The organism is Paenibacillus ihuae, from assembly GCF_001368795.1.
Taxonomy (GTDB): domain Bacteria; phylum Bacillota; class Bacilli; order Paenibacillales; family Paenibacillaceae; genus Paenibacillus_AQ; species Paenibacillus_AQ ihuae.
Genome location: NZ_LN831205.1, coordinates 124,866 through 136,244, shown reverse-complemented (window position 1 = coordinate 136,244; position 11,379 = coordinate 124,866). Strand labels below are relative to the sequence as shown.

General features: G+C 48.2%; 12 protein-coding genes. 7 read left to right on the top strand and 5 right to left on the bottom strand.

Features of this window, described 5'->3' with window-relative positions; genetic code table 11:
- The 3 genes from AQR02_RS29250 to AQR02_RS31700 all read left to right on the top strand — a co-directional run.
- On the top strand, positions 1-1,521 hold a 1,521-nt coding region (locus AQR02_RS29250), incomplete at its 5' end, for an ABC transporter ATP-binding protein (RefSeq protein WP_054943832.1).
- Positions 1,508-3,283, top strand: coding sequence for an ABC transporter ATP-binding protein (locus AQR02_RS29245; RefSeq protein WP_054943831.1), 1,776 nt, complete (start codon positions 1,508-1,510; stop codon positions 3,281-3,283). The genes AQR02_RS29250 and AQR02_RS29245, both read left to right, overlap by 14 nt.
- A gap of 96 nt (positions 3,284-3,379) precedes the next feature.
- Entirely contained in the window at positions 3,380-3,844 is a 465-nt protein-coding gene (locus AQR02_RS31700) for a DUF1720 domain-containing protein (protein WP_082452154.1), read from the top strand.
- A gap of 45 nt (positions 3,845-3,889) precedes the next feature.
- On the opposite strand, the gene AQR02_RS29235 is transcribed toward AQR02_RS31700, so the two are convergent.
- Both AQR02_RS29235 and AQR02_RS29230 read right to left on the bottom strand, forming a co-directional pair.
- Complete coding sequence (locus AQR02_RS29235) at positions 3,890-4,138, bottom strand: hypothetical protein (protein WP_054943829.1); 249 nt, start codon at positions 4,136-4,138, stop codon at positions 3,890-3,892.
- Positions 4,139-4,170: 32 nt separating this feature from the next.
- Complete coding sequence (locus tag AQR02_RS29230; RefSeq protein WP_054943828.1) at positions 4,171-5,730, bottom strand: glycosyltransferase family 39 protein; 1,560 nt, start codon at positions 5,728-5,730, stop codon at positions 4,171-4,173.
- 171 nt (positions 5,731-5,901) lie between these two features.
- Here AQR02_RS29230 and AQR02_RS29225 point away from each other — a divergent pair, with 171 nt between their 5' ends.
- A complete protein-coding gene (locus AQR02_RS29225) occupies positions 5,902-6,423 on the top strand; it encodes a ClbS/DfsB family four-helix bundle protein (RefSeq protein WP_054943827.1) in 522 nt (173 codons plus the stop codon).
- Between the two features lie 60 nt (positions 6,424-6,483).
- On the opposite strand, the gene AQR02_RS29220 is transcribed toward AQR02_RS29225, so the two are convergent.
- Complete coding sequence (locus AQR02_RS29220) at positions 6,484-6,891, bottom strand: DUF7674 family protein (RefSeq protein ID WP_054943826.1); 408 nt, start codon at positions 6,889-6,891, stop codon at positions 6,484-6,486.
- 135 nt (positions 6,892-7,026) lie between these two features.
- On the opposite strand from AQR02_RS29220, the gene AQR02_RS29215 reads away from it, so the two are divergent.
- Both AQR02_RS29215 and AQR02_RS29210 read left to right on the top strand, forming a co-directional pair.
- Entirely contained in the window at positions 7,027-7,956 is a 930-nt protein-coding gene (locus AQR02_RS29215) for a phosphotransferase enzyme family protein (protein WP_245237792.1), read from the top strand.
- Between the two features lie 39 nt (positions 7,957-7,995).
- The gene (locus AQR02_RS29210) at positions 7,996-8,418 is read left to right on the top strand and encodes a VOC family protein (RefSeq protein WP_054943824.1); all 423 of its coding nucleotides are present in this window, start codon (positions 7,996-7,998) and stop codon (positions 8,416-8,418) included.
- Positions 8,419-8,458: 40 nt separating this feature from the next.
- Here AQR02_RS29210 and AQR02_RS29205 read toward each other — a convergent pair whose 3' ends face one another.
- Positions 8,459-9,826, bottom strand: coding sequence for a hypothetical protein (locus AQR02_RS29205; RefSeq protein WP_054943823.1), 1,368 nt, complete (start codon positions 9,824-9,826; stop codon positions 8,459-8,461).
- Positions 9,827-9,993: 167 nt separating this feature from the next.
- On the opposite strand from AQR02_RS29205, the gene AQR02_RS29200 reads away from it, so the two are divergent.
- Positions 9,994-10,566, top strand: coding sequence for a hypothetical protein (locus AQR02_RS29200; RefSeq protein WP_054943822.1), 573 nt, complete (start codon positions 9,994-9,996; stop codon positions 10,564-10,566).
- Positions 10,567-10,587: 21 nt separating this feature from the next.
- Here AQR02_RS29200 and AQR02_RS29195 read toward each other — a convergent pair whose 3' ends face one another.
- Entirely contained in the window at positions 10,588-11,379 is a 792-nt protein-coding gene (locus tag AQR02_RS29195) for an ABC transporter permease (RefSeq protein ID WP_054943821.1), read from the bottom strand.

Below are 11,379 nucleotides of genomic sequence, written 5' to 3'. Positions count from 1 at the left end.
ATGCAGTACGAGCGCTCCTCGCAAAACATGATGTACAACATCCGTATTTATCTGTACAACAAAATTCAGGGACAGGACAGGGAGTATTACGACCATAACCGCACCGGTGATCTTATGACCAAGATGACTGGCGACCTGGACATGGTCCGGCACTCGATGGCATGGATTTTCAAAACAATCATCGAATCACTGACGATTTTTGCTGCTGCCGTCATCTATTTCTTCACGATTGATGCGGAGCTGACGCTGTGGATGCTGATTCTTTCGCCGCCGATTTTTATTGTGGCCTACATATTTGCGCGGCGCGTCCGTCCGATGTATATCGATCTGCGCGAGCGGCTGTCCCAGCTTAACACGACTACACAGGAGAATATCTCCGGCAACCGGGTCGTCAAGGCGTTCGCCCGCGAGGAATTCGAAATTGAGAAATTCACAGACAAGAATGTGAACTATTCGGCCGCCAATAAGAAAGCTGCACTCGTCTGGCTTGATTATTTCCCTTACCTGGAGACCTTCGCCCAGGCGTTCAACGTAATCTTAATGATAGCCGGCGGACTTTATCTGATGGACGGCCGGATTACATTTGGTGAATTCGCAGCCTTCTCCTCACTCATCTGGGCCATTTCGAACCCGATGCGCAATATCGGTATTATTATCAATGATATCCAGCGTTTTTTTGCCAGTCTATCCAAAATCGTCGATATTTACTATGCCCGGCCGGCGATTGTAAATGAGCACAATCCCGTTGATAAACGCCGTTATGAGGGACGTATAGAGTTTCAGAATGTCAGCTTCAAATATGACAGTGCCGTCGTCCTGGACAATGTCAGCTTTACGGTGGAGTCTGGTGAAACCGTAGCCATTATGGGCTCAACGGGTGCGGGCAAGACAACCATTATCAATCTGATCCCCCGGTTCTACGATGTAACTTCGGGACGTGTGCTCGTGGATGGCGTTGATGTGCGGGAGCTGGAGCTTGATGAGCTGCGGGGCAATATCGGCATGGCTACCCAGGATGTGCTCTTATTCTCCGATACGATTGACGGAAACATCGCTTATGGTGATCCTGAGCTTCCGGAGGAAGAGGTGATGGATTACGCCCGGCTCGCAGCCGCCCATGAATTCATTACCAAAATGCCCGAAGGCTACGATACGGTTGTCGGCGAACGCGGTGTCGGCCTGTCAGGCGGGCAAAAGCAGCGTATTGCACTGGCGCGGGCGATGGCCGTCCGCCGTCCGATCCTGATTCTCGACGATACGACCTCTGCGGTCGATCTGGAGACAGAAGAGCATATTCAGCGCAGTCTGCGCGGGCTGGAATACCCCTGCACGAAGATCATTATTGCACAGCGGGTATCCACAACCTGTGAAGCGGACCGTATCCTGATCCTGGACCGCGGCCGTCTGATCGAGGAAGGCACCCATGCCGAGCTTCTGGCGAAGCGGGGTTATTATTACGAGGTGTTTATGCTGCAGAACGAGGGCATTGGAAGGCAGGTGAGCCAGCATGGCAAGGAATAAATTCGACGTCGACGAAAATCTGGAATCTCCATTTAATATCAAACATTTCCGGCGTGCAATGGTGTACATCAAACGGAAGCAAAAACCGATGATTATTGCATTCATTCTGAGCGCCTTATCCGCCGCCATTTCGCTATCGGCCCCGCTGATTATGCAGCATGTCGTGGATGTAACCATTCCGGCAAAAGCGAAGCTTGCGCTGGTCGGCTGGTCGGTGCTGATGCTGCTGACCATCGTGGTCAGCGTCATTCTGGCAACCATCCGTTCACGCATTATGACGAGCGTCGGGCAGGACATTATTTTTGACATCCGGACGGATTTGTTCAAGCATCTGCAGGAACTGCCCTTCAAATATTATGACGACCGTCCGCAGGGCAAAATCCTCATCCGGGTTGTCAACTACGTCAACTCGGTTTCCGATGTGCTGTCCAATGGTATTATCAACTTTATCCTGGAAATCGTGAATCTGGTCTTTATTGCCGCCTTCATGTTCGCCGTCGATGTCCGGCTCTCCTTCGTTACGCTGGCCGGACTCCCTGTATTCCTCGGCATCATGCTGCTGATCAAAACCCGGCAGCGCCGGGCATGGCAGGCGGTATCCAATAAGAGCTCCAACCTGAATGCCTACCTGCAGGAGAGCATCAGCGGGATCGGCGTCACCCAGATGTTCTCACGGGAACAGCGCAATGAGGGCATCTTCACCCGTCTGGCCGGCAATTTCCGGACAGAATGGATGCGGGCCCTGCGCTTTAATGCCCTGATCCCGTTCTCTGTCGACAATCTGGCAACGATCGTTACGACACTAATTTTCTTGGTAGGCCTGCTCACGCTAAGCCCGCAAGATGTCACCTTCGGCGTCATTCTCGCCATGAGTACCTATGCAGCCCGCTTCTGGCAGCCGATCCTTAATCTATCAAACCTGTATAACAACTTCATTAATGCTGTCGCCTATCTGGAACGTATCTTCGAAACACTGGATGAACCGGTTACGGTAAGCGATATCCCCGGTGCGGAGGAACTGCTGCCAGTCCGGGGCCAGGTCACCTTCGACGACGTAACCTTTGCCTATGATCCTGGACTGAACATCCTGGAGAATATCTCCTTTAGCGTCCAGGCAGGCGAGAGCATTGCCCTTGTAGGACCGACCGGCGCAGGCAAAACTACGGTCGTCAACCTGATCTCCCGCTTCTATAATCTTACCGGCGGCAGCATCCTGATTGACGGCCAGGATATCTCGCAGGTCACCATGAAGTCCTTGCGCAGCCAGATGGGAATTATGCTGCAGGACAGCTTCATCTTCTCCGGGACGATCCTGGACAATATCCGTTACGGCAAACTTGATGCAACCGAAGAAGAAGTAATCGCTGCGGCGAAGACCGTCTGTGCGGACGAATTCATCCGCGAGTTCGAGCACGGGTATATGACGGAGGTTAATGAGCGCGGCTCCAAGCTCTCGCAAGGCCAACGGCAGCTCATCTCCTTTGCCAGAACATTGCTGGCTGACCCGCGTATTCTGATTCTGGACGAAGCCACCTCCTCCATCGATGCCAAGACTGAGCGGCTGCTGCAGAAGGGCCTTAACGAACTGCTTAAGGGACGTACCTCGTTCATTATCGCGCACCGCCTGTCTACCGTGAAGAACTGCGACCGCATTATGTATGTGTCAAATAAAGGTATCGCGGAAAGCGGCTCCCATGATCAGCTGATCGCAAGCCGCGGCCTTTACTACCGGCTCTATACGGCGCAGAAGATGGAAGCCTAAGGAGCCACTGAAACAATGTTGCCGGGCTGTTTAGCCCGGAACATCCAAACACCATGATGCCGCAGGGAGCCGGAATCAACGGGATTTTTCCCGTTCATTTCGCCAAATCACCCGTCTGCGTCGGAATCAACGGGATTTTTCCCGTTCATTTCGCCAAATCGCCTGTCTGCGCCGGAATCAACGGGATTTTTCCCGTTCATTTCGCCAAATCGCCCGTCTGCGCCGGAATCAACGGGATTTTTCCCGTTCATTTCGCCAAATCGCCCATCTGCGTCGGAATCAACGGGATTTTTCCCGTTCATTTCGCCAAATCGCCCGTCTGCGCCGGAATCAACGGGATTTTTCCCGTTCATTTCGCCAAATCGCCCGTCTGCGCCGGAATCAACGGGATTTTTCCCGTTCATTTCGCCCAGCTGGACGAGCGCTGCGAGATCAAGAATAACCAAAAGCCAGGCACAGCCCCCAAAGAGAGCTGCGCCTGGCTTTTGCTTCTATTTGGCCATCTCGTATACCGGGTGCCGTAGGCTTCTACCTGAACCTTATAGTTATCCCGGTTATTAAGGTTTCCTGGCCGGTAATAATCCCCTACTATTTAGAGGCTTATGTTCAATTCCGCCCGCTAGGCCCGCCTCCGCCGTCCGTCCCCTGCCCACCGTTTCCTCTCGCGCCGCCGTTCATGCCGGGAAAACCGCCGCCATCCATGCCCCGGCCGCCGTTAAAGCCCTGGCCCCCGTTCCCCCGTGAACCGGAATCGGTACTTGATATTTTCTGGGCGGTGACGGCGTCACAGGAGACGAGCACCATGGAACAGCTAAGCACGGCTATGATTAAAGCAAGATACCGTTTGGTCCGCATCGCAAATCCCCCTCTTTCCGGGTGAAAATAATTCATCTCGTAAAATATCGTCTCACCATATACTCGTATACGTCTTTGAAGCCCATGTAGGACAACACGATCAGCATCGGGTACACCGGATAAATATACCGGGACTTGATTTCCCACAGCAGATAGAAGCCGATAAATCCAAGAACCACTAGAATAATAGGGTTCTCCTCAAACCTTCCGGTTCTGATTCCGCCGACCAGACGGACGAGGATACCGCCGTACATCAGGAAATTCAGGGCATACAGCAGCCACAGCAGCCCGCTCCGGTAATTGGAGTCACCCTTAAACAAATCTGTAGCAGCATTCGTGTAACTGTAGCTATCCATAACGGCTCCAACCATTCTTCCGCTGCTGCCGGAGGATCCGTCATTTCCAAGCCCGTACCGTTCCACCTGATAGGTTCCTTCCGTCCAGGTCCAAATGATTTTCTTGTAATACATTTTCACTAAATCGCCCAGGCTCGCCCCAGAGAGCTTATTGCTGATTCCCTCTTTAAACAGCTCCGTACTTACAGCCTTATTATAGTTGGCATCCTGCTGATAGATACTATAGCTCTCCCGGTTGTCCCAGAAGCCGAACGTCTCCAGATTGATCCCCATATTCAGCCACATATTGACAGGCGCAGAGTTTGCATTAACCGGTTCATCCACGACATTCGCCGCCTGCAGCACTGCATTCTGAGTCCAGCCGGGAACATTAAATACGATAGCCGTGATGAACAACGCGGTGATGCCCTTTTTCACCCCGATCGTACGTATGCTGAACAGCAGACTAAGGAGAATCGTAATCAGAAAAATAACGCCGATACTCCGGAAGTAGTTCCCTATGGCCAGCAGAATTGCTGCGAAGATAATATCCTTGAGCGATCTTCTTTTGATAAATTTCACGGAAAAATATAAAGCGCTCGTCAGAAAGGCCGTTGCGATCACATCGTTATAGATGAAATTGCTCATAAACAAGGAAGGGATATAAGTGGCGGCAAAAACTAAGATCCCATAGTCCTGTTCTTTGGATTTGTAATTGAGTTGTTTATACAGCAGGTAGATCATTAGCGTTGTAACGAGTGTAAACAGAATATTGAATATTTTGAGGGTCAGGTAATTGTCCGGGAATGCCAGCAGCAGCATTTTTAAGTACAGGACGGTCGAGAAGTTGAACGGAAACATATGCAGATAACCGCTCGTCTCAAAAGAAGAATAGTCCCCCCGGTACAGCATATCGAGCGCCAGTGACAGCACCGTCTGCGAATCATCCGTCGGCAGGCGGGGGAACAGGAAGATGATCGCGAGCTGAACAGTAAAGGAACATAGCAGTACAACTGGAATGACGACTTTTCTGCTGAATTTATTAAGCTTCAGACCTATTTTATACAGCGCGACGCTTAGTGCCAGCACTACCGCAATCACCAGAATAAAAAGCCCCAGCTGCTGCTTCTCCAGCACCGGCGTATCTCCATACACGAAATAGCTATACTTCGCCCTGATAAAAAAGGAGGACCCGATAAACAGTCCTATGAATAATGCAAGTATGACATACATTGATTTTTGAATTCCCCGTACCATGAAATACCTCCTCCAGCACAATCGAAAGCCCTTAATCTATCTATCCTCCGATTTATAAAACGTATTATAACTACCCAACCTGAAGATCAAATGAATGCCAGTGCGAACTGGACATACAGCTGTCACAGCCATATGTTATAACTAAATCAAGATCAGGAGGGAGTGCGTGTCATGGCAAGCTATGAATACACATCCAAACAGAATTTAACGGAAACCATCCATACCCTTTACCTGTTGCTGGACGCCGAATTTGCAGAAATCAATGACAGCCACAAAGATTTGCGGATACCCGAAGTGGATCGGACACCTGCCGAGATGATCGCCTATCAGCTGGGCTGGCTTCATTTGGTGATGGGCTGGGACAAGGCGGAGCTTGAAGGGCGTGCTGTATGTATGCCGTCTCCGCTCTACAAATGGAACCAGCTTGGAGGTCTGTACCAATCCTTTTACTCAGAGTATGCCGCATATTCACTAGCTGAGCTCCGGGAATTATTCCGGCAGGCGGAACAGCAGTGGCTGGCTTGGATCGGTACGTTAACCGAAGAAGAATTATTTACCCAAGGCATCCGCGGGTGGACAGGCAGCAAGGACAACTGGCCGATGGCCCGCTGGATTCACATCAATTCGGCTGCGCCGTTTAAGAGCTTCCGGACAAAAATTAGAAAGTGGAAAAAGCATATACCTGCAGATTGACTATCAGCGAAAATGTATCAGCGACTTATCCGCCTGCATTTCGTAGTCAGTCTATAAAATTCAACATTCAAATTCCGTATGATTGACTCTGTTATATTCCATCACTAACTCCTTATATTGCCCTTCCTTGCGCTGTAGCATCCATTCAAACAACGGAAGTACTTGTTCGAAGATATTTGGCTTCACCCGGTAAGGGATGGCATGCCTGGTGATTTCCTCTTGCACTAAATGCTCATAGAAACCTACAGCAGCTGCATTACATAGGTCGAAGCTTCTTTTCTGCTGATTGAAACACCATTCTACATACCAGTAAATCTTATCCAGCTCTGCCGTATCATTATTTTCATGGGCCTCTACTACTCTAATGCGCAACTCAACTAACAGGGTATATATGGTGTCATCTTTAGCGGTAAAATTACGTCTTGCATCATAAAACAATTCCAATGCCTTTCTTCTCCATGCACTCATGCCGATCGCCCCCCATTCTTCATTATAAATTCAACTATTTCTCAGGAACAATATGGTAGAATATTGAAAACGGATAATATTGGAGCTGGTTAAGTGTTTACGGAGAGCGACTATGCAATCATTGCGCAGGAAGCGTTGAAGAAATACGATTTGGGGATCACTGAGCTGGATTACCTGGGTAAAAGCGATAGTGTAACCTTTCGGGTTAATACTTCGGATGAGAATTCGGGTTATCTATTAAAGCTTCATTACTCGGATAGCGCAAACAGAACAAAAGACGTCATCGAATCAGAGCTGTACTGGCTGGAAGCCTTAGCTAACGATACAGATCTAATCGTCCCTGCACCTGTAAGAAATGGGGATAATGAATTAATTACCGTTATCTCATACGGAACAGAAGAGTCTTTATGCGTCACCTGCTACCACTGGGTCGATGGCGAAGTCCTTGATAGAGAACCGACAGTCCAAGAGGTATCGAAGCTGGCGTTCTTAATGTCTGCGCTGCATCAACACTCAATGCAATGGGAGATTCCCGATGGTTTTGTCCGTCCGGTCTATCATGCGGAGAATTTAATGTCCTCCATAGCACAACTACATAAGCAAACCTCTAGCGGCTTGCTAACCCATGAACAATTCACCTGTCTCGAATCCACAGCCCGCAGGATTGCAGAAGTTATAGGAAAACAGCCATTAACGCCAGAGTATTGGGGAATTATCCATTCCGATCTTCATGAGAGCAATTACGTATTTGATCACGAAGACCCCAGACCGATTGATTTCTCCGCCTGCGGTTACGGGTTTTACCTGTTTGATATTGCAGAGACCTTCCTGCATCTCCTGCCCGACAACCGGAAAGCCTTCATCTCTGCTTATAAGCAGCACCACCAGCTGCCCGCGGACTATGTGAATCAGCTCGAGAGCTATTTCATTTGGGCTACTCTAAGAAACTTTGCCTTCCTCTCTGTTAATCCGCAGGAGCATGAAGATTTGTCCCGCACCATCCCCTATGTCATCGAACGCTATTGTCAAAAGTATCTTAAAGAGGAGCCTTTCTTGCTTACCTAACATTTGATTCAGGATAATAAAAAAGGGAGCTGAAGAACAATGATCGTGACCCCTACGCTGCACTTTTACGGACAATGCGAAGAGGCCATCGGCTTGTACCAAAAGGCTTTTGACCTAAAAACGAGTTACATCCTGCATTACTCTGATGCAGATCCCCGCGACTGGAACGTCAGCTTAACCCCAGAACAGCAAGCGTATGTATACCACTCGGAGGGTTATATCGGCGGTCAGCGTTTCATGCTTGCAGATGAAATCGGGCTGGATGCACCTAAGAGCAACTCTCTATTCCTTACGGTAACTTTTGAAACTGCGGATCAGGTAAAACAGGCTTACGAAGTTCTAACGGACGGCGGCAGCATCATTCATCCCTTGCGCAGCACGACCTACAGTTCCTGCACCGCTTCAGTCGTTGATAAGTTTGGCTTCCGCTGGGGGCTGATGACGGAGCAGACGGATCAGTAACAGTAGATGTAGATAAGAGGGCCCTATCCGGCCCTCTGGATTAGATTTTCGCCAATTCATCCAGAAAAGCCGGCCGCTTGTTATATTGTTCCGCTAATTGTTGAATGATCTCTGACTGACTCGCTTGGCCGGCTACTTTTTTATAGCGTTTAAGTATGGCGCACACCTTTTTATATTGCTTTCTGTCTGAAGCAGCGGCGGCAGCGATATAAATATACTGGCTATAAATCTGTTCAACCTCCGCCTGGTAGTCCGCTGACAGCCGCGGGGCATACTCCTCTATGGTGGCAGGATTAGCTTTAACATAGGCCAAAATCTCTCCAAGATCATTTTTTTCTGAAATGAGTTGAAGATAGACCGCGCGGCTTCTCCAATTCTCTTCCCCTCTCAGTTCCTTAAGGATGCCTTGATAGAAGACTTCTTGATCCCCTTCAAACAGAGACTCCAGCTCCTGATAATAGACATACTCACCATCCAGCAAAAGCTCTTTGGCCAGCTGCCTCTGCTCCTGCTTGAGTGAAAGCTGTTTATAGGCTGCATATCTCGCCTCCTTCCACTTGGAGACTAACCCCGGCAGCTTTCTATCCTGCTGTTCCCCTTGTTCTGCCAACTCAATCGCAAGTCTGTAATCCCCGGTCTGCATACTTTTCTCAATGGCTGTTTCCCTAAAGAAAGTGAAATGAAGATGCTCTTCCATAAACTGCGCTGCCTCTTCTTCAGAACCATACTCCTGAACCAGCATGAAAAGAATTTCAAGTAAGGCCTCGGTCGAGTACTCCCGGTACTCCTTATTGGTATTAGAAGCGATTAACTCCCCGATAGTTGTAATCAACTGTTCTCTGAGTTCCTTCACATCTGCAAATTCAGTGCATATTTCAAGCAATGAAATACGGAAGTCTTCCCACCCCTCAAAAACATTGCTCTTGCTCATGGTTAACAAACGTGTAAAGTACTGCTTACGGATAGCCGGATCACTGGCCTCCTGGCTACTTGCCATTTCCCCGATCCGATCCAACACCTCCTCTACTACCATACCAATATCTCCGTTCGAGTCATCGGCATACTGAAACGCCTCTACACCTTCTTCCAGTACCAGTAGAGCAATTTCCAGCGTTAACGGATCATTCTGTGTTCCCACTTTATCTTCCAGCAGCGCAAGCATCTCCATGGCGAACCCGTTGGTTTCCCGGTAAGGGATAAACCCTTCTCTTCCGGTATATTTTTTCACAATTGATTTAATCAGCTTCTTGCATGACTGGATCTTCCCGGAGTGATCCCCTTTGCCATATTTCAATAAGAGGCTGTTCTTAAACGCTCCATCCCGTTCAGCGGCCTCAGCGACAATAGCAATTAATTCTTCCTGGGACAGACCTTTCAGGACATCTTGTATTCTTAGCTGCCGCACCATGTTTGTTCACGCTCCCAGAGATTATAATTTGGTATCTATCATAAAAATCCTGTCAGACATCGCAAAGACAACTATTCAAATGTTCATAATTACAATCCATTTAGCCAAGAAACTAAATCCCATTCCATGGGTATAATTAACATAACAGTTTATAGGAGGGAAAATCATTGAGAAAAGCAACCAAACTGATTGTCTTAGTACTTCTCATAATGATGTTACCGGGAACCATGATTTATGGTGCTTCGAGCCAATCTCAAGTCTCCGTACATATGAATAATGTAGTTCAAAAACAGCCGGGAATCTTGTCCTCCGATGGGGACATTTTCTTACCAGCTCAACAATTGTCTGAAAATTTGTTTGCGTTATTCTCTTTGGATGAGTCAGACCACACGGTTCGAATCTACAAGCCCAATGTAAACATGATTCTAACAGATAAGAATGGAGAAATCTTTGGTAAGGTAAAAATCCCCGGACGCATTGCCTTTTCTACTCTATTACAGGTGGATAATTTAGTAACTGAAATTTCGGATGTGAAAATTACGATTACCGACCCCGCGGACAAAATAGAAACAATAGATACCCAATCAATTAAAAATACAGAAAATCACTTTTGGTTCAAATCAGCCGAATATACGTATTCCTTCAGTACGAAGGGCGCCTACACGGTTCAAGCATATTTTAAAGATACGGATTCAAAAAAATGGTTCCCTGTCTCCGAACTCGCTATATTCGGGTTTTAAACCCGGATTATCTCCTGACATTCAGCTTGACGCGCTAGAATACTTCCGCAGGCTGCGGTTAAAAAAAATCGTCGCACACACGAACAGAACAATCATCAGAATAAACCCAGCCATCAGCATGAAAGGCTGCGCGTTTTGTACAAGTACTTCGGCCGGAACGGCAACAATAAAACCGACCGGCAGTACCCATAGCAGAAACAATTGAATGGAGCGCGGATAGATCCCCAAAGGATACCTTCCTGCCTGCAGAAAGTCCTCCATGATCCACAGCACGTAAGTGCCTCTGTACCAGAAGGCGAGGGAGCTCAATATCAGCATGATGGAGTACAGGATGCCCAGTGAAACTAGCAGCGCAATCATAAACAAGGCAATAGCCGATACTCCGATTTCCTGGTCCATGCCGTTTAGCGCAAAAATAATAACACCGGCGGCAACGGCAATATGCATGACCGACCAAATTGACCATTCCCTTACGCTGACATAATATTGTGTGGATATGGGCTTCAATAGAGTGTAATCAAACGTTCCATTTTCAATTTCGCCGTCCATGCCCCCAAGCTTGTTCATGCTAGGACTGATCACAATATTTTTCACGGCTTGCACCAGCATATAAACGCCGAGTACGGCCAACGTTTCCGGCATCGTCCACCCGTTAAGGACTTCATTGTTGACGTACAGAATATAAATTCCTCCAATACCGCCAGCCAGACTTAAAGCTGCGCTCAGAAAATTCATGAAGAAATTCATCCGGTACGCCGATTCATTCTGAAATGCCGCTTGAATGAAGATGACAATTAGTCTGAAATATCTCAT

What these genes read in the sequence shown, in the direction of transcription:
- AQR02_RS29245 (WP_054943831.1), top strand. Translation starts at nt 1,508, where the DNA reads ATGGCAAGGAATAAATTCGACGTCGACGAAAATCTGGAATCTCCATTT.
- AQR02_RS29235 (WP_054943829.1), bottom strand. Translation starts at nt 4,138, where the DNA reads ATGCGGACCAAACGGTATCTTGCTTTAATCATAGCCGTGCTTAGCTGT.
- AQR02_RS29205 (WP_054943823.1), bottom strand. Translation starts at nt 9,826, where the DNA reads ATGGTGCGGCAGCTAAGAATACAAGATGTCCTGAAAGGTCTGTCCCAG.
- AQR02_RS29225 (WP_054943827.1), top strand. Translation starts at nt 5,902, where the DNA reads ATGGCAAGCTATGAATACACATCCAAACAGAATTTAACGGAAACCATC.
- AQR02_RS29210 (WP_054943824.1), top strand. Translation starts at nt 7,996, where the DNA reads ATGATCGTGACCCCTACGCTGCACTTTTACGGACAATGCGAAGAGGCC.
- AQR02_RS29230 (WP_054943828.1), bottom strand. Translation starts at nt 5,730, where the DNA reads ATGGTACGGGGAATTCAAAAATCAATGTATGTCATACTTGCATTATTC.
- AQR02_RS29195 (WP_054943821.1), bottom strand. Translation starts at nt 11,379, where the DNA reads ATGAGATATTTCAGACTAATTGTCATCTTCATTCAAGCGGCATTTCAG.
- AQR02_RS29220 (WP_054943826.1), bottom strand. Translation starts at nt 6,891, where the DNA reads ATGAGTGCATGGAGAAGAAAGGCATTGGAATTGTTTTATGATGCAAGA.